23 protein-coding genes are annotated in these 19922 nt (G+C 67.4%); 12 read left to right on the top strand and 11 right to left on the bottom strand.

The annotated features are described in order from the left end of the window. Window positions 1-70: 70 nt before the first annotated feature. Together AB0313_RS09065 and AB0313_RS09060 are read left to right on the top strand one after the other, a co-directional pair. Window positions 71-589, top strand: coding sequence for an N-acetyltransferase family protein (locus AB0313_RS09065; RefSeq protein ID WP_366305028.1), 519 nt, complete (start codon window positions 71-73; stop codon window positions 587-589). Window positions 590-686: 97 nt separating this feature from the next. Next, window positions 687-1586 carry an SGNH/GDSL hydrolase family protein gene (locus tag AB0313_RS09060; protein ID WP_366305026.1) on the top strand — a complete coding sequence of 300 codons (900 nt, stop codon included), beginning with the start codon at window positions 687-689 and terminating at the stop codon, window positions 1584-1586. A gap of 186 nt (window positions 1587-1772) precedes the next feature. Here the strand turns inward: AB0313_RS09060 and AB0313_RS09055 are convergent, their stop codons facing one another. Next, on the bottom strand, window positions 1773-2105 hold the full coding sequence (locus AB0313_RS09055; RefSeq protein ID WP_366305024.1) for a hypothetical protein: 333 nt from the start codon (window positions 2103-2105) through the stop codon (window positions 1773-1775). A gap of 64 nt (window positions 2106-2169) precedes the next feature. Next, window positions 2170-2943, bottom strand: a complete 774-nt coding sequence (gene map, locus AB0313_RS09050) for a type I methionyl aminopeptidase (protein WP_366305022.1) — start codon at window positions 2941-2943, stop codon at window positions 2170-2172. A gap of 142 nt (window positions 2944-3085) precedes the next feature. Here map and AB0313_RS09045 point away from each other — a divergent pair, with 142 nt between their 5' ends. The 4 genes from AB0313_RS09045 to AB0313_RS09030 are packed head-to-tail and all read left to right on the top strand — an operon-like array spanning window position 3086 to window position 5921. Further along, window positions 3086-3436, top strand: coding sequence for a metalloregulator ArsR/SmtB family transcription factor (locus tag AB0313_RS09045; protein WP_141940351.1), 351 nt, complete (start codon window positions 3086-3088; stop codon window positions 3434-3436). Further along, window positions 3433-4134 carry an aquaporin gene (locus AB0313_RS09040; RefSeq protein ID WP_366305019.1) on the top strand — a complete coding sequence of 234 codons (702 nt, stop codon included), beginning with the start codon at window positions 3433-3435 and terminating at the stop codon, window positions 4132-4134. The genes AB0313_RS09045 and AB0313_RS09040 overlap by 4 nt, the downstream gene beginning before the upstream one ends. Further along, on the top strand, window positions 4131-4541 hold the full coding sequence (locus AB0313_RS09035) for an arsenate reductase ArsC (RefSeq protein WP_141940353.1): 411 nt from the start codon (window positions 4131-4133) through the stop codon (window positions 4539-4541). Before AB0313_RS09040 ends, AB0313_RS09035 begins: the two co-directional genes overlap by 4 nt. 12 nt (window positions 4542-4553) lie before the next feature. After that, window positions 4554-5921 (top strand): FAD-dependent oxidoreductase, encoded by a 1368-nt coding sequence (locus AB0313_RS09030; RefSeq protein WP_366305017.1) that lies wholly within the window; start codon window positions 4554-4556, stop codon window positions 5919-5921. Between the two features lie 177 nt (window positions 5922-6098). Here AB0313_RS09030 and AB0313_RS09025 read toward each other — a convergent pair whose 3' ends face one another. The 6 genes from AB0313_RS09025 to AB0313_RS09000 form a co-directional block, all read right to left on the bottom strand. Then, entirely contained in the window at window positions 6099-6533 is a 435-nt protein-coding gene (locus AB0313_RS09025; protein WP_366305015.1) for a hypothetical protein, read from the bottom strand. Between the two features lie 234 nt (window positions 6534-6767). After that, window positions 6768-7598: an oxidoreductase gene (locus tag AB0313_RS09020; protein WP_366305013.1), complete on the bottom strand. Its 831-nt coding sequence runs from the start codon at window positions 7596-7598 to the stop codon at window positions 6768-6770. A gap of 47 nt (window positions 7599-7645) precedes the next feature. After that, a complete protein-coding gene (locus AB0313_RS09015; RefSeq protein WP_366305011.1) occupies window positions 7646-8674 on the bottom strand; it encodes an aldo/keto reductase in 1029 nt (342 codons plus the stop codon). A gap of 9 nt (window positions 8675-8683) precedes the next feature. Further along, entirely contained in the window at window positions 8684-9565 is an 882-nt protein-coding gene (locus tag AB0313_RS09010; RefSeq protein WP_366305009.1) for an aldo/keto reductase, read from the bottom strand. A gap of 77 nt (window positions 9566-9642) precedes the next feature. Beyond that, complete coding sequence (locus tag AB0313_RS09005) at window positions 9643-10227, bottom strand: hypothetical protein (RefSeq protein WP_366305007.1); 585 nt, start codon at window positions 10225-10227, stop codon at window positions 9643-9645. 15 nt (window positions 10228-10242) lie between these two features. Next, entirely contained in the window at window positions 10243-11787 is a 1545-nt protein-coding gene (locus AB0313_RS09000; RefSeq protein ID WP_366305005.1) for an MDR family MFS transporter, read from the bottom strand. Window positions 11788-11912: 125 nt separating this feature from the next. On the opposite strand from AB0313_RS09000, the gene AB0313_RS08995 reads away from it, so the two are divergent. The 5 genes from AB0313_RS08995 to AB0313_RS08975 all read left to right on the top strand — a co-directional run bounded on the left by AB0313_RS08995 (window position 11913) and on the right by AB0313_RS08975 (window position 16505). Next, complete coding sequence (locus AB0313_RS08995) at window positions 11913-12503, top strand: helix-turn-helix domain-containing protein (RefSeq protein WP_366305003.1); 591 nt, start codon at window positions 11913-11915, stop codon at window positions 12501-12503. A 55-nt stretch (window positions 12504-12558) separates the two neighbouring features. Next, window positions 12559-13257, top strand: a complete 699-nt coding sequence (locus AB0313_RS08990; protein ID WP_366305001.1) for an ABC transporter ATP-binding protein — start codon at window positions 12559-12561, stop codon at window positions 13255-13257. After that, window positions 13254-14540, top strand: a complete 1287-nt coding sequence (locus AB0313_RS08985) for an FtsX-like permease family protein (protein WP_366304999.1) — start codon at window positions 13254-13256, stop codon at window positions 14538-14540. The genes AB0313_RS08990 and AB0313_RS08985 overlap by 4 nt, the downstream gene beginning before the upstream one ends. Before the next feature lie 101 nt (window positions 14541-14641). Continuing rightward, window positions 14642-15532, top strand: a complete 891-nt coding sequence (locus tag AB0313_RS08980; RefSeq protein ID WP_366304997.1) for a helix-turn-helix transcriptional regulator — start codon at window positions 14642-14644, stop codon at window positions 15530-15532. A gap of 208 nt (window positions 15533-15740) precedes the next feature. After that, window positions 15741-16505 carry an SDR family NAD(P)-dependent oxidoreductase gene (locus tag AB0313_RS08975; RefSeq protein ID WP_307310545.1) on the top strand — a complete coding sequence of 255 codons (765 nt, stop codon included), beginning with the start codon at window positions 15741-15743 and terminating at the stop codon, window positions 16503-16505. Window positions 16506-16645: 140 nt separating this feature from the next. On the opposite strand, the gene AB0313_RS08970 is transcribed toward AB0313_RS08975, so the two are convergent. From AB0313_RS08970 to AB0313_RS08960, 3 genes are all read right to left on the bottom strand, one after another. Continuing rightward, window positions 16646-17617, bottom strand: coding sequence for a type IV toxin-antitoxin system AbiEi family antitoxin domain-containing protein (locus AB0313_RS08970; RefSeq protein ID WP_366304995.1), 972 nt, complete (start codon window positions 17615-17617; stop codon window positions 16646-16648). Window positions 17618-17684: 67 nt separating this feature from the next. Beyond that, window positions 17685-18050, bottom strand: coding sequence for an STAS/SEC14 domain-containing protein (locus tag AB0313_RS08965; protein WP_366304993.1), 366 nt, complete (start codon window positions 18048-18050; stop codon window positions 17685-17687). Between the two features lie 222 nt (window positions 18051-18272). Then, window positions 18273-18653 (bottom strand): hypothetical protein, encoded by a 381-nt coding sequence (locus tag AB0313_RS08960; protein ID WP_366304991.1) that lies wholly within the window; start codon window positions 18651-18653, stop codon window positions 18273-18275. Window positions 18654-18897: 244 nt separating this feature from the next. On the opposite strand from AB0313_RS08960, the gene AB0313_RS08955 reads away from it, so the two are divergent. Further along, window positions 18898-19905, top strand: coding sequence for an MIP/aquaporin family protein (locus AB0313_RS08955; protein WP_307310538.1), 1008 nt, complete (start codon window positions 18898-18900; stop codon window positions 19903-19905). The last annotated feature ends 17 nt before the right edge of the window (window positions 19906-19922 follow it).

Genomic DNA, 19922 nt, shown 5'->3' with positions numbered 1-19922 from the left:
GATTATTTACACCCCCGCACCGCGCCGCCCCGGGAGGGAGGAACGCGGCTGCGGCACCATAATGGGATCCATGCGCCGCCCCGTGACCATCCGCCCCATGTGCCCCGACGACTGGGAAGCCGTCCACGCGATCTACGCTGCCGGGATCGCCACGGGGGAGGCAACCTTCGAGAGCGAGCCGCCCACGTGGGAGGCGTTCGACGGCGGCCGGCTGGCTGAACACCGGCTCATTGCCGAGGATAGTGGCCAGGTTCTGGGATGGGCCGCGGTGACCCGTGTGTCGTACCGCGAGGTGTACCGGGGCGTCGTGGAACACTCCATCTATGTGGCGCCGGAGACGCATGGCCGCGGCGTGGGCGGGATCCTGCTGGGCGCCCTCATCGGGTCCACGGAGGCGGCAGGGATCTGGACCATCCAGTCCAGCATCTTCCCGGAGAACACGGCGAGCCTGGCGCTGCATCAAAAACTGGGGTTCCGGGTGGTGGGAACCAGGGAGCGGATTGCCCGGATCAGCCACGGGCCAAAGGCCGGGCACTGGCAGGACACGCTGCTCCTGGAGCGCCGCAGCCATGTGGCGGGCACTGAGTAGCTCCTGCCTTGTCAGAGTCCAAGGACCCTGTTGGGGCGTCCGGCCCAGGCCCTAGCGTCATGGGAAACGTTTACCCGAGGACAGTACGGAGCACATCATGCAGTTCCCCGCAGCCCTGCGCCGCAGTGCAGCCGCTTCCGCCGCCGCAGCAGCCCTTATCCTCCCAGGGGCGTCCGCGCCGGCTTTCGCCGCACAGGACCCCGTCCAATACGTCAATCTGGGGGACTCCTACTCAAGCGGCTGGGGCTCGTTGGCGCCGACCGCCGCCGTCAATCCGGCGTTCGGCAGCCCGGCCTGCCTGCGCGGCGGCCCTGCCGACGTGGCGTTGTTCGACCAGCTCCAATCGGTGGCCCTCACCGGTGACTATGCGTGTGCAGGCGCGACTGTCGGAACAACAACCTCGGGTATTCCCACCATCGCCCAGCAGGCGGCCAAGGCGTCCCTTGACGGTGTGCTCAACAGCACCACAGGGCTGGTGACCCTCACAGCCGGCGGAAACGATGTCAATTTCGGCCAGATCATCGCAGCATGCGCCGCAGACACGTCGGCGCAGGCTACCGGGTGCCAGGCGGCCGCAGCCTATGGAATCGACCTGGCGAACAACGTTCCTGTCGCCGGGACGGTCCAAACAATCCGCGGGTACGCGGCAAATGCCAAGATCGTCTGGCTCGGGTACCCCCGACTGTTTGCGACGGCCGGGGAATCCACCACAGTCATCGCCGGCGGCGGTGTCATGTCCGCGGCGGCCGCAGCGGTCTTCGACCAGGGCACGGACCAGCTCAACGCGGTCCTCGCGGATAAGGCACGGGGCGCCGGCGCGCAGTTCGTGGATGTCGCCCCCAAATTCGATGGCCACGAGATCGGTTCCTCGGGCTCCTGGTTCAACCTCGGCCCCTACACGCAGTTCAACTTCCACCCGACCGCTGACGGATATTCAGAGGGCTACTACCCCGCTATGGTCAGCGCGATCAAACCTTCCCAGCTCGTGAAGGGCTGACCTGTCCCACCGTCAGGGACGCCCCGGAGTGCCGCGGCACCGTGGCGGGACTGAATAGCGCGGAAACGGCTGCGGGGCCGGGCCCGGAGCAAGCAGCCAGTACCAGTGCGGCCAAGGCGGCCGGTATCGCGAGACCGGCCCGGCCGCGGCGGGTGCAGGAACCCGGCACGATTGATTTCCTGCCCGTCATAGGACCACGACGTTCACGGCAAAGGCCACGACGGCGCCTGCAACGGTCACCAGGACTTTTCGCGGCAACGGTCGGGCGGCGGACGCTGACAGGGCCGGCGCCAGGCCGCCGGCAACCAGGCACCCGGTGTCGCCGATGCTGACCAACGGCATGAAGTCTTCGTTCAATGCCCATAAGTTCGCCAACAGCCGCCATACCAGTACTGCAACGAATGTGCCGGAGGCGGCCACGGCCAGCGGGGCAGTTGGCCAGTGGACGAACTTCGCGACGGCTGCCACCGCAAGCCCCGAAAGGACCGCTGCGAGCAGGATCAGCATAAGCGGGATCATGGGCTCCTCCTTACGACCCTTGACGGCCAGGGGATCGGACTCACCGATCTGTGAGCGCCGGGCGTTACCGCGAGGGCAGGGTCAGGATCTCGGCGCCGTTCTCCGTAATGGCGATGGTGTGCTCCGTGTGCGCCGTCCTGCAGCCCGTGGCGCTCCTCAGCGTCCAGCCGTCGTCGTCGGTCACCAGTTCTGCCGTGTCCTTCATGATCCAGGGCTCCAACGCCAGCAGCAGGCCGGGGCGGAGCTTGAAACCCCGCCCGGGGCGTCCCATGTTGGGCACGTGCGGGTCCTGGTGCATGGTGGAGCCGATGCCGTGGCCGCCGAACTGCGTGTTGACGGGGTAGCCCGCATCGGTGAGGACGCGGCCAATGGCGTAGGAGATGTCCCCGATCTTGGCATTCGGACCGGCGGCGGCGATCCCTGCGGCGAGGGCCCGTTCGGTGGTTTCGATCATCGCCAAGCTCTCCGCCGGCCGTGATTCCCCCACGAGGAAGCTGATGGCTGCGTCCGCGGCAACCCCGTTCCTGACGACGGCGAGGTCCAGGGTCAGCAGGTCGCCGTCGGCCAGTTCGTAGTTGTGGGGCAGTCCGTGCAGCACGGCATCGTTGACGCCCGTGCAGATGTAGTGGCCGAAAGGGCCGCGGCCGAACGACGGCGCGTAGTCCACGTAGCAGGATTCAGCCCCCGCCTCGGTGATCATCTCCTTGGTCCACTGGTCGATGTCCAGGAGGTTGGTCCCCACGGTGGCGCGGCTCTTCATCGCCTGCAGGATGTCGGCCACCAGGGCACCGGTTTCCCGCGCGAGGTCCACTTCAGCGGGGGTCAGGATCTCGATCATGGGGTGCCCTTCATCTGCCGGCCAATAGCTGTAGGGGCCATCCTATTTGTCCTCCCATGGGCGGCTGCAAGAAACGGGGTTGACTGCGGAATATCTGTGGATTGCCAAAGACATAGATAGGTGTAAATATTTACGTGTGTCTATGTCTTTGGAGCTGACCCCGGTTGAAGCTGTGGCGTGCTGCCCGCCGCTGGCCCGGGAACCCCTGTCCGAATCGGAAGCGGAAGGCATTGCCCCGCTGCTCAAGGCCCTGGCCGATCCGGTCCGGCTGCGGCTGATGTCCATGGTGGCCTCGCATGAGGGCGGTGAAGCCTGCGTCTGCGACCTTAACGATGCCTTCGAGCTGTCCCAGCCCACCATCAGCCACCATCTGAAGATCCTCCACGAGGCCGGGCTGCTGGACCGGGAGAAGCGCGGCGTCTGGGTCTACTACCGCGCCCGGACCGGGGCGCTGCAGAACCTGGCCGCACTGATCGGCGGGCAGGCCCAGTGAGAGTGCCGGGCCGCCGCGCCGCCGCCGAATTCACCGGCACCGCGTTCCTGGTCATGGCCGTGGTGGGCTCCGGCGTCATGGCCTCACGGCTGTCACCGGACGACGCCGGGCTGCAGCTTCTGCAGAACAGCCTCGCCACGGGTGCCGCGCTGGTGGCGCTGATTGTGGCCCTGCAGCCAGTCTCTGCGTCATTCAATCCCGTGGTGACCCTGGTGGAAAGGGCGCTGGGGATGATCGACACCGCGACGGCTGCAGGCCTCATCGCCGCACAGGTCCTGGGCGGGTTGGCCGGTACCGTCGCGGCGAACCTGATGTTCGGGCTGGACGCCGTCACGTTCTCCACCCACCAACGCAGTGGTCCCGCGCTCTGGTTGGCTGAGGTCATCGCCACCGTGGGGCTGCTGGTGGTCATCTTCGGCACCGTCCGCTCGGGCCACGCTGATCGGGTGGCGTTCGCGGTGGGCGGCTACATCACGGCCGCATACTGGTTCACCAGCTCCACGAGTTTCGCCAACCCCGCGGTGACTATCGCCCGGACCGTCACGGACACCTTTGCCGGCATCGCACCGCCGTCGGCCCCTGCCTTCATCCTGGCGCAGCTGCTTGGCGGCGCCGCCGGGTACCTCCTGGTCCGGTTCCTTTACCCAACCCTCGCAACTCCCGCCGTCGTCCCGTCTGACCGAAAGGTGCTCTCATGAGCCAGAAGCCCTCCGTCCTGTTCGTCTGCGTCCACAATGCCGGCCGCTCCCAGATGGCCGCCGCGTTCCTCACCAGCCTTTCGAAGGGCGCCATCGAGGTCCGCTCCGCGGGCTCGCAGCCGGCGGACAAGGTCAACCCCGCCGCCGTCGAGGCCATGGCCGAGGTGGGCATCGACATGTCCGCGGAGATCCCCAAGATCCTCACCACCGAGGCCGTCAAGGACTCGGACGTGGTGATCACCATGGGCTGCGGCGACGAATGCCCATACTTCCCGGGCAAACGCTACGAGGACTGGGTCCTGGAAGACCCGGCCGGCAAGGGTGTGGAGTCGGTCCGGCCCATCCGCGACCAGATCAAGGCCCGCGTCGAAGCCCTCATCGCCTCCCTTGTCCCCGTTGTGAGCTGAGAGGCGGACACCATGACATCGAAGGAGTCCCTGCCGGTTGCCGTGATCGGCGCCGGACCCGTGGGCCTCGCCGCGGCCGCGCACCTGCTGGAACGCGGGCTCGAACCGCTGGTCCTCGAGGCCGGCCCGGCCGTTGGGGCTGCCATCCGGCAATGGGGGCACGTCCGCGTGTTCTCCACCTGGAAATACAACCTGGACCCCGCCTCGGTGCGGCTGCTGGAGCGCAACGGCTGGGAAGCGCCCCGGCCCACCGCACTGCCATACGGCTCCCAGATCGTCTCCGAGTACCTGGAACCGCTGGCCGCCACCCCCGAACTCAAGGACCGGATCAGGACCGGGTCACGGGTTCTCGCCGTCACCCGGCAGGGCATGGACAAGGGCCGCAGCCAGGGCCGCGACCAGATGCCGTTCCTCCTGCGCATAGGGCACGACGGCGGCGAGGTCACCGAGGTGCTGGCCCGCGCCGTCATCGATACCTCCGGAACGTGGAGCACGCCGGCGCCGCTGGGATCATCCGGTCTGGCGGTTCCGGGGGAGTCTGAGGCCCGGGCTGCCGGGCTGGTCACCGGTCCGCTGCCGGACGTTTCCGCCGGTGGCTTCGCCGGCCGCCGCACCCTGGTCATCGGTTCCGGACACTCGGCCGCCAACATGGTCCTTGACCTGGCCCGGGTGGCCCGCGCCAACCCCGGCACCGAGGTCCTGTGGGCAATCCGCGCCGCCACCCCCGCCCGGGCCTATGGCGGGGGCGACGCCGACCAGCTGCCCGCCCGCGGCCAGCTCGGAGCCCGGCTCCGCACCGCCGTCGACACCGGGGCAGTCCAGCTCCTGACCAACTTCCACACTGCTTCCCTCGAAACCCATGGCGACTCCGTCACCGTGCACGCCGCGGACGGCCGGTCCGTATCGGTGGACCGCCTCATTCCCGCCACCGGATTCCGGCCGGACCTGGCCATGCTGTCGGAGCTGCGGCTGGACCTGGACCCCGCAGTGGACGCCCCCAAGGCGTTGGGCCCGCTGATCGATCCGGACTTCCACAGCTGCGGCACCGTCCCGGCCCACGGCGCACGGATCCTCGAGCAGCCGGAGAAGGACTTCTACCTGGCGGGCATGAAGTCCTACGGCCGCGCGCCCACGTTCCTCATGGCCACCGGGTACGAGCAGGTCCGCTCCATCGCCGCCGCCCTGGCCGGCGACACCGAAGCCGCGGACGCCGTCGAACTCGAACTGCCGGAAACAGGGGTGTGCTCCACGAGCATTCCCGGGGACGCCGGTGACGCTGCCGTAGAGGCCTGCTGCTCCGCCCCGGCGCCGGTTTCCGTGAGCATCGGGTTCCCCACCGGACTCGAGCACGGCCGCACCGGCGGGGCTGCGAACCCGTAGCGGGGCACGGCGGGACTGGCGTGGTCGGCTTGCGATGCGCCTAATCATTTTCGACGCGCATCCTCCGCTGCGCTGCGCAAATGTCGGCTTCGCTGTGGAATGTGCGCCCCGGAAATGCATTGGCGCGTCGCTAAGCCGTGGCTGCGCGGCCACCACGGCTGGCCGGCAACCGGGAATTCAGCCCAGCGACGGGTCCCCGGAGTTGATACCGATGGAGCGGCCCCGGGCGAAATGGCTGTTCGCGATGCTGTTGACTTCGTGCAGGCTCTTTCCGGGGTGGCTCAGCCGGATCCACTCGTAGTCCCACTCCTGCATGTCACGTACCCGGCCCGCCCGTTTGGCCGCGCGCACGTGGGCCGTCAGGTCGTCACCGCCGAGGGCGGGGCGGGGCGGGGCCACAGCGGGTTGCGGCCGTGGCGGGGGAACTCTGGCCGGACGTGCCGGGGCTTTCGCGGAGCGGACGAGCGCCACGGTCATGGCAACCGCGCCCAAGGCAATAAGCAGGACCCACCAGTATTGGATGATGAGGGCGATGACGATGAGGACGAGGAAGGGGGCACACCCCATAGTGCCGCCGCCCTTGCCTCCCGAGCGGCGCCGTTTTGCTGCCATGCTGGTTCCTCCAGCGACGTGATGGAACGTTAGGAATCCACTCTCGCACCAGGCGGCCGCCATGTCATGGGTATTGGCTACGCAATTTTGGTTCCTTGAGTCCGAGGTCCCCCGGGACCCGGCTGGCGACGCGCATATTCACTCCCGACGCGCATCCTCCATACCGCTGCGCAAATTTGGGCTGCGATATGGAATGTGCGCCGCGAAAATGCACTTGCGCGTCGCCGGACGGTGTCAGTCGGTGATGTCGGTGCCCGTGCTGAGCTCCTGCCACTGCTCCAGTTCGGCGCGCTGCGCGTCCGCCACCTTGCCGAAGGCACCGAACGCATCGGTCCCCAGGACCAGCAGGGCCGGCGGGTTGGGGGATTCGACGACGGCGATGATCGCCCTGGCTGCCTTGTCCGGGTCCCCGGGCTGGTTGCCGTGCGCGGTGTCGTGTTCCTTGCGGCGCTTGCCGGCGGTGTCCGCGTAGTCCCCGATGGCGGTGGTTGACTGCGTAAGCGAGCGGCCGGCGAAGTCGGTGCGGAAGCCGCCCGGTTCGATGGCGGTGACGTTGATGCCCAGCGGCTTCAGCTCGTTGCGCAGCGAACCGGACATGCCCTCCAGCGCCGCCTTGGTGGCCGCGTAGTAGCCGGAACCGGCCGGGGTGATCCGGGCGCCGATGGACGAGATGTTCAGGATGGATCCTGCCTTGACGGCGCGCATGCCGGGCAGCACGGCCTTGATCATGTCCACCGCGCCGAAGAAGTTGGTGTCGAAGAGGCGGCGGATGTCGGCGTCGTCCGCTTCCTCCACGGCAGCCCGGTAGCCGTAGCCGGCGTTGTTCACCAGCACGTCGATGCTGCCGAACTTCTCTTCCGCCTGCTTCACGGCCGCGCTGATCTGCGCCTTGTCCGTGACGTCCAGGGGGAGCGCCAGGGCTGTGTCCGGGAAACCGGCGGTAATGTCCTGGACGGTCTCCACCTTCCGGGCGGTGACGACGGCGTTGTGCCCGGACGCGAGCACGGCTTCAGCGAGTGCGCGGCCAAGTCCGGTGGAGCAGCCTGTGATGAGCCACGTTGCCATGGGTTTTCCTTTCATAGGGGAGTGGGTAGCAAGGCGACAGCGGGCGCCTAAGCCCGCTGCCGCCGTCGTGCGTGTTCCGTGAGTTCGTGGGCGCCGTAGCTGTTGTCGTCCGGGTTGACGGTGACGCCGGGAGCCACCAACTGGTCGATGCGGTCCAGGACCTCGGGGGCCAGGACGGTGTCGGCAGCCGGGAGGTAGGACTCCAGCTGCTCCATGGTGCGCGGGCCCACGATGGCCGAGGTGACGCCGGGGTGGTTGATCACGAACGCGATGGCCATTTCGATGAGCGTGACCCCGGCCCATTCGGCCACCTGCGCCAGCTCCTCCACGATGTCCAGCTTCCGCTGGTTCGCCGGCTGGCTCATATCGAACCGGGCGCCGGGCCGCGCGCTCGAGGTGGGCCGGGACGCGGAGTCCTTCCGCCACCGCCCGGAGAGCCAGCCGCCGGCCAGCGGGCTGTAGGTCAGCGTCCCCATCCCGTGCCGCTGGACCGTGGGCAGCACGTCCTCCTCAATGCCGCGGGTCAGGATGGAGTACGGCGGCTGCTCGGTGACGAACCGTTCCAGATTGCGTTCGCGGGACGCCCACTGCGCCTCCACGATCTGCGAGCCGGAGTAGGACGAGGATCCGATGTAGCGCACCTTGCCCTGGCGGACCAGGTCGGTGAGCGCGCCGAGCGTTTCCTCCACGTCGGTGTCAGGGCTGGGCCGGTGCACCTGGTAGAGGTCGATGTAGTCCGTGTTCAGCCGGCGCAGCGAGTTCTCCACCTCGCGGATGATCCAGCGGCGGGAACCGCCGCGCTGGTTGGGGTCCTCCTCGTCCATGGGCATGAAGAACTTGGTGGCCAGGAAGACGTCGTCGCGCCTCCCGGCGAGCGCGTCGCCCACGATTTCCTCCGAGACTCCGCCGGAGTAGACGTCCGCTGTGTCGATGAAGTTGATGCCGGCGTCCAGGGCGCAGTGGATGATGCGGGTGGCGTCGGCTCGGTCGTCGTTGCCCCAGGGGCCGAACATCATGGCGCCGAGGCAGAGGGGGCTGACTTTGACGCCGGTGCGGCCAAGCGGGCGGTATTCCATTGTTTCTCCTTAGGCTTCCGGGATGACCATGGCGAACCGCTCGGGCCGGGCCACATCCGGGTCCGGGCCGCTGCGGACGCCGCTGTCCAAGGCGTCGATGGCCGTGAGCTCGGCGGCGGTGAGTTCGAAGTCGAAGACGTCGAAGTTCTCGGCTATCCGTGCCGGGTTGGTGGACTTGGGGATGGCGGAGCGGCCCTGCTGCAGGTGCCAGCGCAGCATCACCTGGGCGGGGGTCTTGCCGTGGGCCTGCGCGACGGCGGCAATCGCCGGGTCGCGCATGACGTTCTTCCGGTTCTCGCCCCAGCCCGGGTAGAAGGTGATGCCCCCGATCGGCGACCACGCCTGGGTGAGGATGCCGTGGTCTTCATCAATCGTTTGGACGGCCGCCTGCTGGAAATAGGGGTGCAGTTCGATCTGGTTGACGGCCGGGACAACGCTGGTTTCCGCCAGCAGCTGCTGCAGGTGGTGCGGCATGAAGTTGCTGACGCCGATGGCCCGCACCCGTCCGTCCTTGAGCAGGGTCTCCAGGGCCTTGTATGCCGCAATCGTCTTGTCGAACCGGTCCGGGGCGGGCTGGTGCAGGATGAGCAGGTCCAGTTGCTCTACGCCTAGCTTGCCCACGGCCTTGTCCCACGCGTGCAGGGCCTCGTCGTAGCCGTAGTCGCTGACCCAGACCTTCGTTTCGATGAAGACGTCGGACCGGTCCAGGGCGGAGCGGCGGATCCCTTCGCCCACCTCGCGCTCGTTGCCGTACGCGGCGGCGGTGTCAATGTGCCGGTAGCCCACCTCGAGCGCTGTCTGGACGGCCGCCGTCGTCTCTTCCGGCGGACTCTGGAAAACGCCCAGGCCGAGCGCGGGCATGGTGACGCCGTTGTTGAGTTTGAGTTCCATAACCATGCCTTCACGCTATGCGGGCACGGGGGTTTATGGGAGGGCTTGCCAGTGCCTCCTTCGAGGCCGGCGGTGGTTCAGGCGCTGCGGCTTTCTGTGGACGGCGCACCCTGCTGTGTCCTGCCCGCAGTGAGGAGCTTGATGGCCAGCATCCCGGAAATGGCGGCGAAGGGCAGCTCAACCAGGGCAGCTTCCAGGATGGCGGTTACCAGCGGCGGGCCCTGGGCGGCGGTTGTCACGTCGAAGAGCGCATCGATGCACAGGCTCGTTGAGAACGCGGCCGCGGTAAGCGCCGCATAAGTGCTGCCCCTGAAGAGGAACACCGCCGTCAGCAATGCGGCGATGGCTTCGAATCCGTCCAGGGCGAGCCACGCCGTGCTCCAGTTGTAGGCGACCGTCACGGACGGCATGGTGCCGCTCAGATAGAAGATCCAGACGGCGTAGAACAGCACTGCCGCAGCGCCGCTGGCGATCGCCGTCCGGCGCCACCCCAGGCCCCGGAGCCGCACCAGGATCCGCCTGCGGACACGCAGGACCAGCACGATGGCCAGGAGGACGAGCCCAATTTTGAGCCCGACAAAGTGCGGCCCGACAGACCATGCGGGGTCCCGGACAGCAGGCAACGCGGCCAGTGCGGCCGCTCCGGCTACGGCAGCGATCACCCGGCCACCTTACCGTCAGACAGCAAGTTCTTCAGCCGTCTGTTCGGCCGCCGTGGCAGGAGAGGGTGCATGCCCGCGCAGCGGGACGTGCCGGATGAACAGGGCCAGGACAAAGCCTGCCGCCGCCACCAGGGACGCCCAGAAGAAGACGGACTGGATTCCATCGGTCACAGCCGTCTTGAACAGGTCCCGGACCGCCTGCGGGAGGGACTGGAGCGCCGCCGGGGTGATCTGCCCGCTCTGGTGCAGGCCGCCGCCGCCCATGGCGTCGGAAAGCCGGCCCGCGTAGATGGAGCCAAGGACCGAGATCCCCAGGGAACCGCCCATGTTGCGGGCGAAGGTGGTGGTGCCGGTGGCGGCACCGATGTCACGGATGTGGACACTGTTTTGCGCGATGAGGTTGGTGGTTTGCATCATGCAGCCCATCCCTGCCCCAAGGACGGCCATGTAGACGCCGGACTGCCACGCCGGAGTGGCAAGGCCCATGGTGGAGAACAGGAACAGGCCCGTGGCCATCAGCGCCGACCCGATGATGGGCAGTGCCCTGTAGTGGCCGGTCCGGCTGACCACCAGGCCGCCGCCCAGCGACACCACCATGGCCGCAATCATCATTGGCATCAGGAGCAGTCCGCTGCTGGTGGCCGACTGGCCCTGGACGTACTGCTGGAACTGGGGCAGGAACGTGATGCCGCCGAACATCGCGAAGCCCACGATGAAGCCCAGCGCGTTGGCGAGCGAGAAGTTCCGGCTGCTGAACAGGCGCAACGGAATGACGGGCTCTGCCGCGCGCCGTTCGATAAAGAGGAAGAGCGCCAGGCCGACGGCGGCCACGGCACCAAGGCCGATGATTTCGGGGGAGTTCCACTGGTACTGGCTTCCGCCCCAGCTGAGCATCAGCACCAGGGCCGTGATCCAGGCTGTCAGGACGGCGGATCCCCACCAGTCGATGCGGACTTTGGCGGTCCGCTCCCGGCGGGGCAGCTTGAGGGTGAACCAGCAGACCACCAGGGAAAGGAGGCCCAGGGGAAGGTTGACGTAGAACGCCCAGCGCCAGGAGGCGTTGTCGGTGATGAAACCGCCCAGCAGTGGGCCGCCAATCATGGCCAGGGGCATGACGGCCATCATGATGCCCTGGTACTTGCCGCGTTCCCGCGGCGGCACCATCAGCCCGATCGCCGCCATGATGCCCACCATCAGGCCGCCGGCACCCAGGCCCTGGAAGGCCCGGAACCCGATGAGCCCGGTCATGTCCTGGCTTACTCCGCAGAGGGCGGAACCGGCCAGGAAGACCACGATCGAGGCCATGAACGTGCGGCGGTGCCCGAAGATATCGCCAAGCTTGCCCCAGATGGGAGTAGCCACCGTCGATGCCAGGACATACCCCGTGGTGACCCAGGCGAGGTGGTCCATTCCACCCAGTTCACCCACGATGGTGGGCAGCGCCGGTGCCACGATCATGTTGTCCAACTGGGCCAGCAGCATGGCGATGACCAGTCCGCTCATTGCCGTGATGATTTGCCGGGGTGAGAGTCTGGCCTGCCCGGCGTCCTGGTCTGTCATGCGAATTTGGTCCTAGCGATTTTTGGTTTGGGGTTCACTTACCGCGCGGTTAGTATGGTACTTACCGGCCGGTTAGTTAGCAAGAGCAGCTCGGTGGCGGGCCGGACCGAAAGGACAGCAAACACATGGGATCCACCAGCGATGCCCCCGCGCCCGCTGAGGGCGGGACGCGCGAAAACATCCAGGCCGTTGCCCTGCGCCTGTTCGCCGAACAGGGCTACGAATCGACGTCGATGCGCCAGATCGCCGAGGAACTCGGCTTCACCAAAGCGGCCCTGTACTACCACTTCAAAAGCAAGGAAGACATACTCCGCGCCCTGATGGAGGCAATGCGCTCGCAGATCACCGACCTGCTGGAATGGGCGCGTACCCAGGAACCCGGACCGGAGCTGCGGCATACCGTCATTGCCCGGTGGACCGGGATCGTCCAGGCCCAGGGCCTGCGCATGTTCCGCTTCCTGGGCTCGAACTACCGTCTGCTCAGGGACATCAAGTCGGAACCCGGGCAACGTGGCGGAATGGCGGCGGCCGTGTCCGAGCTGTTTTCCATCATCACCCCGCCCGGGGCCAGCGTGGAGGACCGCCTGCGGGTCCGTTTCGCGCTGCTCACCATCAACATGCTTGGCATGGCCGCCAGGGACATCGACGCCGATGACGACGAGATCCTTGAAGCTGCGGCACGCATCTCTGCCGGGCTGCTCCCGCCCGGATTTTGACACTCCCTCACCGTCCTGCACGTCCCGCTTCCGTAATTCCTGATGGGAACTCCAAATGCCTGTGCCGATCCTGTCCACCCGCGACCTGACAAAAACCTACGGCCGCGGCCCCGACCGCTTTGACGCCCTCCGGGGTGTTTCCCTGGAGATTGACCGCGGTGACTCCGTGGCTATCGTGGGTAAAAGCGGGTCTGGCAAGTCAACCCTCATGCACCTGCTGGCGCTCCTGGACACCCCGGGCGGCGGCTCCGTCCACGTGGAGGGGACCGATGCCCGGAGCCTGAGCGGGCGCAGGCTCAACGCCCTGCGCAACCAGATGTTCGGTTTCGTCTTCCAGCAGTTCTTCCTCAACCACTCCACCACCGTGCTGGACAATGTGGTGCTTCCGCTGAAGATCGCCGGCATGGGCGCCCGGGAACGCCGGGCCCGCGGCATGGCCGTCCTGGAACAGCTGGAACTGGCGGACAAGGCACGCAACAAAGCCGGGAACCTCTCCGGCGGGCAGAAGCAGCGCGTGGTCATCGCCCGGGCCCTTGCCAACAACCCGCGCGTTCTATTCGCCGACGAACCAACCGGGAACCTTGACTCCGCCACGGGCCGCATCGTGGAGGACATCCTTTTCGACCTCAACCAAAACCATGGAATCACCCTGATCACGGTCACGCACGACCATGACCTGGCCGCCCGCTTCAACCGCCGCGTCTACATCCGGGACGGGCAGCTCATCACCACGGACGAGGAGCACGCGGCATGAAACCGCTGGAAACCCTGAAAACCGCCATCACCAACAGCTTCCGCAGCAAGCTGCGCACCACCCTGACGGTGCTGGCCATCTTCGTCGGAGCCTTCACCCTCACCATCACCAACGGGCTGGGCACGGGAATCTCCAACTACATTGACAGCCAGGTGGCAGCCGTCGGGGCAAGCAACGCCTTCACGGTGACCAGGGCCGACACCGGCTCCGGTCTGGGCTCCGGCCCGCAGAAGTACGACCCCAACACCAGGGTGCTCGCCGGCGGCGGCCGGCCCGGCTCCACCCAGGTGGCCCTCACCCAGGCCGACCTGGACAAAATCGGGGCCGTCCCCGGAATCACCGGGGTATCCCCGGTCACCCGGTTGAACACGGCCTACATCCAGTGGAACAACCAGGACAAGTACCAGCTGTCCGTGAGTGTGCTCGCGGGCGCCCAGCCGCAGCTGGACGCGGGCCAGAACCTCGACGACGGGTCCCCGGCGCCGCAGATCATCCTCCCCTCAAGCTACGTGGCTCCCTTGGGGTTCAGCGACAGCGCCCAGGCGGTGGGCCAGGACGTTACCATCGGCATCCCCGACGCCACGGGCACCATGCGGACCGTGACGGCCAGGATCAACGGCATTGAACAAAGCGCGCTCCTCAGCTCGGGCGGGGCGTTCATCAACAAGGCGCTCTCCACCGCCCTCACCCAGGCCCAGGCCACCGGGACCCCCGCCACCTCGGCCCCGGTGTACACGGCGGCCACTGCCACCTTCGCCCCCTCATCGGAATCGCAGATATCCGGGATGAAGAGCCAGCTCTCTGCGGGAGGCTACACGGCGCAAACACTTGATGACCGGATCGGGACCGTGAAGACCGTCATCAACGGCATCATCGGCGTCCTCGACGCGTTCGCGGTCATCGCCCTGGTGGCCGCAGGGTTCGGGATCGTGAACACCCTGCTGATGTCCGTGCAGGAACGCACCCGCGAAATCGGTTTGATGAAGGCCATGGGCATGGGCAGCGGATCGGTCTTTGCCCTGTTCAGCACCGAGGCAGCATTCATCGGCCTGCTCGGCAGCCTGATTGGGTCCGGCGCCGCCATAGCCTTGGGCACGGTGGTCAGCCACGCCCTGGCCCGCGGCCCCCTGAGCGATCTGGCCGGCCTGCAGATCCTGAGCTTCGCCCCGGGACCGGTGGCGGTGGTCATCGTCCTGGTGATGGCCATCGCGTTCATCGCCGGAACGCTTCCGGCGTGGCGGGCTGCCCGCCAAAACCCGATCGACTCCCTCCGCTACGAATAGGCGCTGCGCCGACGCCGGCCCCGGAGGCACTGGCAGTACCCGCGCTTGCCGGGTACTGCCAGTGCCTCCTCCGCTGGGTGGCGGCGGCGTAGCGTGGAGGCATGACCAACAGTGACGACGTACGGAAGTTCCTCACCTCCCGCCGCGCCCGCCTCACGCCCGAGGAGGCCGGGCTGCCTGTCTACGGCGGCAACCGGAGGGTGGCGGGGCTCCGGCGCGAGGAAGTGGCCATGCTCGCGGGCCTGAGCATCGACTACTACATCCGGCTGGAGCGGGGGAACCTGTCCGGTGCGTCGGACAGCGTCCTTGAGGCGCTGGCCCGGGCCCTGCAGTTGGACGACGCCGAGACGGCCCACCTTTTCGACCTGGCACGCGCGGCCACGGCTGCGCCGCGCGTGCGCCGGAAGCGGAGCCCCTTGACGGTCCGCCCCAGTGTGCAGCGCGTCATCGACGCGATTACGACGGCGCCGGCCTGGGTCCGCAACGACCGCGGCGATGTACTGGCCGCCAATGAGCTGGGCCGGGCGCTGTACCTGGACATGATGGCCGAGCCGGTCACGCCCCCGAACAGTGCACGGTTCACGTTCCTGAATCCCAAGGCGCGGGAGTTCTTCCGGGACTGGGAGCGCAGCGCGGATGACATCGTGGCGGTCCTGCGCTCCACCGCCGGCAGGAACCCGTTCGACAAGGACCTGTCCGACCTGGTGGGCGAGCTCTCCACCCGCAGCGAGGAGTTCCGCGTCCGCTGGGCCCGGCACGACGTGAAGTACCACCGCACCGGCCGGAAACGGCTGCACCATCCGGTGGTGGGTGACCTGGACCTGACCTACGAGGCGATGGAGCTCGCGGCGGACCCCGGCCTGCGGATCAACATCTACACCGCCGAGCCGGGTACGCCGTCCGAGGATGCGCTGAAGATGCTGGCCAGTTGGGCGGCCACGCAGCGTGAAACCGGACAGCCGGCCGCCGAGGTGCCCGCCCGGGAGGGCTGACTGGCGCTGCGCATACTCATCTTCGCGGCGCACCTTACATTTCGCTGCCCGCATTTGGGCCGCGCAAGTGAGCCTGCGCGTCACAGGCGGCTTTGCGCGTCGAGGACGGCAGAACGCGTACGACGCCGGGCCAACGGTCGGGTGCCCTGCTTACCATGGAGCCACAACAGTCCGCCCTTCCGGCGGCGTGTGAACTCGGGGAGATGGCATGGCAAACAACAAGCCCTTACGCGGGCAGGTGGCACTGGTTACCGGAGGCAGCAGCGGACTTGGCAAGGCAGCGGCACTGGCGCTGGCCGGGGCAGGTGCCGACGTCGCGGTTATTGCCCGGTCGGCCGATGACCTGCAGGCCACCGTCTCCGAGATCAATGGTTCAGGTGATGGTGTTCGTGCAGTGGCCGTGCCACTTGACCTGGCTGATGCGGCAGAGGTGGCCCAGGCGGTGGAGAGGGTCCAGGAGAATCTTGGACCTGTCACCATCCTGGTGAACGCCGCCGGAACCGATGTTCCGGGTTCCGTTGAGGACATCGACGCCGCCGGATGGGACAGGGTGATGAACGTCAACCTCCGGGCGGTTTTCCTCCTGGCCAAGGCGGTGTTTCCAGGTATGCGGCGGGCCGGCGGGGGAACCATCATCAATATCGGGTCGGTGGCCGGGCGCCGCGGCTGGGCCAACGCCGGAGCGTACTGCGCCTCGAAGTTCGCGCTGACCGGACTGACCCAGTCGCTGGCAGCCGAGGGCAAGGACCATGGCATCCGGGCCTGCCTGCTCTACCCGGGCGCAATGGACACGCAGTGGGGAGCATGGACTCCTGATGACCGGGACCAGGAAACCGCAGCCGCGGCACCGGCCAACGAGTCGCTGCCACCGGGCCACGTGGCGGACCTGATTGCCTGGATAGCGCAGTCGCCGCGGGAGATGGTCCTGAACGAAGTCACGGTCACGCCGCTGCTCGAAAAGGGCTGGCCCTAAACGCCGGATTCCTGGCCGGTCGCCCTTCCGGGAACCGCGCCAGCTATCGAAACCAGCTGACTCGCGCTGCGCATACTCATTTTCGACGCGCACCTTACATTTCGCTGCCCGCATTTGGGCCGCGCCAGGGAGCCTGCGCGTCACAGGCGGCTTTGCGCGTCGAGGACGGCAGAACGCGTACGACGCCGGGACAGCCATGCCGCGGCCAGCTTCCGTTCCAGGGTCCCGGGCGCCGCGAGTTCAGCCCAGTCCCACCGCACCACGTTGATCCCCATGGCACGGATCCGGTTCTCGCGCTTCTTCTCCTCCACAACCACCTGCGAAGCCGACCGACCGCCACGGAACTCGGGCTTCACGTACTTCTCCTCGCCGTCGAATTCGCCCACCACCCTGGACTCCTTCCAATAGAAGTCTGTGTAGCCCACCAGCCCCCTGGAATCGGTAAAGGGTTGCTGAAGGACCGGGGCTTCAAACCCCGCCACGTGGATCAGGGCCCTGCTCCAGGACTCCCCGGGCGAGCCCGAGGCGGGATCGGCAAAGGCAATCGCCGTCCGGATCCGCCGCGCAGCAGCAGCCGAATACTGGGCACTGATCCCGGCTTCCAGTTCAGCCTTGGCGAGCGCGGGCAGCTGCCGGTACGGGTCGGGCCGCAGCACATGATCCAGCGGCACCACCGCCTCGGTGAACGGGCTGAAGGCCGCCAGGTCCAGGACGGTCCGGAGACGGTCGGTGACAAGGAGGCCGTCCAAAGTGACCACGCTCAAACCGGCCCGCGCCGCAAAGTGGCGGCTGACCCCGGCACGCGAGCGGCCGCCGTCGTTCTTCAATGTCAGGGCCCGCACGGGGTGGTTTCCAATGGTGGGGATTCCCCAAACGCTCGCTGAGGAATGCCGGGCGAAGACAACCGGTTTTTCGAACGTTTCCGCAGCCGCCTGGACGCCGATGCGGTACTGCTCCCACGGCTTCAGCTCCCGCCACGTGGGTCCGTCAAGGTAAACACCGTGCCGGACCCGCACCAGCGCGCCGGCCCGTACCCGCTTGGCGAGGTCGTTGGCACTGAGCCCATGCAGCAGACGGTCGCGGGACAACAAAAGCGGGGGAAGGTCGGCCATGCATCCACGGTGCCCCGTGCGTTCAGGCACCTTAAGAGGCCCCCACTCCTATGTGGAAAAACCTGGCCTACGGTACCGCCGGATGCTCCATCAACCACGCCACCGCCTCGTCCAGGGACGTGAAGAAGCGGGTGGGATGCATCGGCTTGTGCCGTCCCGTGTAGAAGCCGGCGAGCGTCTGGTCCACGGGCGACGTGCCCACCACGGCCGCGCGCGTCAGCGGCCAGTACCCGGCGAATGCGAGAAACGCCCCCTGGTCGATCCACGCCAAACCGGTCATTTCCACCAGCAGCGGAAGGGGCCGCCCACCGCTAAGGGCCCTGGCGCGCTCCATCAGCGCCACCGCGTCGCTCTCCGTCACCACGTCCCCGGGCGCCCACTTCAGGTGCAGCATCTCCCCGGAAAGCTCGATGGTCCCGGTGACGTCTTTCATGACTCCTACTTTGCTTCCGTTTTAAGGAACACGCAAAAGCACGACGCGCCTTCTTCTTCCCGCGGCGCAGGTTCCACTTCGCTGCGCGGATTTGGGCCGCGCGGTGGAGGGTGCGCGTCCAGTGGGCATAAGCGCGTCGCCAACACCCCGTGAGCCTGCGCATGAAAAGCACGACGGCGGCGGCCCACCTCAGTGAGGCCGCCACCGTGTGCGTGTGCGGGCCTAGTGCCCCGCACCGTTGCGTGGCTTGCGCGTGGGAGCCACAGTGCCGCTCTTGCCGTAATCACCTTTGGGGTACCGCCCGGTTTCGGACTGGGCTGTCCGGCCTGTGGTTTCGCCGGCTTCGCCGTAGTCGGCCTTGACGTACCGTCCGGATCCCACGGTCTTGTCGCCCAGGGGTTCGGGCAGTCCGCCTTCTCTGCCGGCCCCGCCGTAGTTGCCGGCGATGTACTGGCCTTCCTCGTCCTCCGCATGGCGGCCGCGCTGTGCCCCGGCTTTGCCAAAGTTGCCTTTGACGTACCGCCCGCGCAGGTCGGGTTCCTCGGGCGTGTGTTCCGGACCGGCGGCGTTCGGGGTGTTTTCGATGGTGCCGTTGTCGTTCATGGTCGTGCCTTTCCGAACGAACTCCACGTCCCTAAGGTGCAATTCGGAGCCTGCCGGGGTGCCGCCCGTCGGGCGGAACGCGGCTCCGTGCCTGCGGAATCGGGCGCCGTTGCAGGGCTGCCCGTCGGTCGGGTTTCGGACTGTTACCCAAGGACACTTTCGGCGTAGCATGAAAGTACCCGGATTGTCAATTAGTCCGGATGACACCCAAGATTGAAGCCAAAATCGCAAAGAAGGTACTGCGATGAGTGATGTCAGTCCCCTGAGAAATGCAGTCCGCAACGGCAGCGGACTCAAGCAACTGGGCGGAACCTGGGGCGAGCTTCTTGCGGAATTTCTCGGCACGTTCGTGCTGATCGCATTCGGCGACGGCGTGGTGGCCATGGCCGTCGCAGCCCTGCCGGGCTCCGGCAGGGCTGCGAATGCCACCACCATCTTCATGGCCGCGGGCGACTGGTTGCTGATCGCCTGGGGATGGGCCCTGGCGGTGGCGCTGGCAGTCTATGTGGCCGGCGGCGTCAGCGGCGCCCACATCAACCCGGCCGTGACCGTGGCGTTCGCGGTGCGCCGGAAATTCCCGTGGCGCAAGGTTGGTCCGTATATCGCGGCCCAGGTGGTGGGGGCTTTTGCCGGGGCGGCGTTGGTGTACCTGCTGTACTACAACGCCATTGACGCCTACAACAAAGCCGTGGGCACCGGCCGTACCGACCCCAAAGGCCTCGCCACCTACTCCATCTTCGCCACGTTCCCGGCGCCCTACTTCAACGGGAACCCCACCGGCCCGCTGATTGACCAGATCGTGGGCACCGCTTTCCTGGTCATGTTCGTCGTGGCCATCATCGATATGCGCAACACCGCCGTCCAGGCGAACCTGGGCCCGTTCATGATCGGCCTGGCCGTTGCCGCCATCGGCATCTCCCTCGGCGCCAACGCCGGTTACGCCATCAACCCGGCCCGCGACTTCGGCCCCCGGCTTTTCGCCTGGCTTGCCGGCTGGGGCCAAACGGCGCTGCCTGGCACAGTGGATGGCGCCTTCAGCTGGTACTTCTGGGTTCCCATCGTCGGCCCGCTGGTGGGCGGCGTCATCGGCGTCCTGGTCTACGACTGGTTCATCGGCGACGTCCTGGATGCCCGGGCCCGGCTGCGGGAGTCCACGCCTCCGGGCCGCGCGGGCGGAGAGACGCCGCCGGCAACCGAGGCTGAGCCGGCTGCGGCGAAGACGCGGACCATCCCGAAGAGGAGGGCTGCGTAAGCGCCGGTGTCAGGCGC

The sequence above is a fragment of the Pseudarthrobacter sp. NPDC080039 genome (genome assembly GCF_040702335.1).
GTDB classification, from domain to species: Bacteria; Actinomycetota; Actinomycetes; order Actinomycetales; family Micrococcaceae; genus Arthrobacter; species Arthrobacter enclensis_A.
This window is presented reverse-complemented; position numbering and strand designations above follow the sequence as displayed.

Bases quoted from the DNA above. Each gene is read 5' to 3' on its own strand.
- AB0313_RS09065 (WP_366305028.1), top strand. From the start codon at position 71: ATGCGCCGCCCCGTGACCATCCGCCCCATGTGCCCCGACGACTGGGAA.
- AB0313_RS09060 (WP_366305026.1), top strand. From the start codon at position 687: ATGCAGTTCCCCGCAGCCCTGCGCCGCAGTGCAGCCGCTTCCGCCGCC.
- AB0313_RS09055 (WP_366305024.1), bottom strand. From the start codon at position 2,105: ATGATCCCGCTTATGCTGATCCTGCTCGCAGCGGTCCTTTCGGGGCTT.
- map (WP_366305022.1), bottom strand. From the start codon at position 2,943: ATGATCGAGATCCTGACCCCCGCTGAAGTGGACCTCGCGCGGGAAACC.
- AB0313_RS09045 (WP_141940351.1), top strand. From the start codon at position 3,086: ATGTCTTTGGAGCTGACCCCGGTTGAAGCTGTGGCGTGCTGCCCGCCG.
- AB0313_RS09035 (WP_141940353.1), top strand. From the start codon at position 4,131: ATGAGCCAGAAGCCCTCCGTCCTGTTCGTCTGCGTCCACAATGCCGGC.
- AB0313_RS09030 (WP_366305017.1), top strand. From the start codon at position 4,554: ATGACATCGAAGGAGTCCCTGCCGGTTGCCGTGATCGGCGCCGGACCC.
- AB0313_RS09025 (WP_366305015.1), bottom strand. From the start codon at position 6,533: ATGGCAGCAAAACGGCGCCGCTCGGGAGGCAAGGGCGGCGGCACTATG.
- AB0313_RS09020 (WP_366305013.1), bottom strand. From the start codon at position 7,598: ATGGCAACGTGGCTCATCACAGGCTGCTCCACCGGACTTGGCCGCGCA.
- AB0313_RS09015 (WP_366305011.1), bottom strand. From the start codon at position 8,674: ATGGAATACCGCCCGCTTGGCCGCACCGGCGTCAAAGTCAGCCCCCTC.
- AB0313_RS09010 (WP_366305009.1), bottom strand. From the start codon at position 9,565: ATGGAACTCAAACTCAACAACGGCGTCACCATGCCCGCGCTCGGCCTG.
- AB0313_RS09000 (WP_366305005.1), bottom strand. From the start codon at position 11,787: ATGACAGACCAGGACGCCGGGCAGGCCAGACTCTCACCCCGGCAAATC.
- AB0313_RS08995 (WP_366305003.1), top strand. From the start codon at position 11,913: ATGGGATCCACCAGCGATGCCCCCGCGCCCGCTGAGGGCGGGACGCGC.
- AB0313_RS08990 (WP_366305001.1), top strand. From the start codon at position 12,559: ATGCCTGTGCCGATCCTGTCCACCCGCGACCTGACAAAAACCTACGGC.
- AB0313_RS08985 (WP_366304999.1), top strand. From the start codon at position 13,254: ATGAAACCGCTGGAAACCCTGAAAACCGCCATCACCAACAGCTTCCGC.
- AB0313_RS08980 (WP_366304997.1), top strand. From the start codon at position 14,642: ATGACCAACAGTGACGACGTACGGAAGTTCCTCACCTCCCGCCGCGCC.
- AB0313_RS08975 (WP_307310545.1), top strand. From the start codon at position 15,741: ATGGCAAACAACAAGCCCTTACGCGGGCAGGTGGCACTGGTTACCGGA.
- AB0313_RS08970 (WP_366304995.1), bottom strand. From the start codon at position 17,617: ATGGCCGACCTTCCCCCGCTTTTGTTGTCCCGCGACCGTCTGCTGCAT.
- AB0313_RS08965 (WP_366304993.1), bottom strand. From the start codon at position 18,050: ATGAAAGACGTCACCGGGACCATCGAGCTTTCCGGGGAGATGCTGCAC.
- AB0313_RS08960 (WP_366304991.1), bottom strand. From the start codon at position 18,653: ATGAACGACAACGGCACCATCGAAAACACCCCGAACGCCGCCGGTCCG.
- AB0313_RS08955 (WP_307310538.1), top strand. From the start codon at position 18,898: ATGAGTGATGTCAGTCCCCTGAGAAATGCAGTCCGCAACGGCAGCGGA.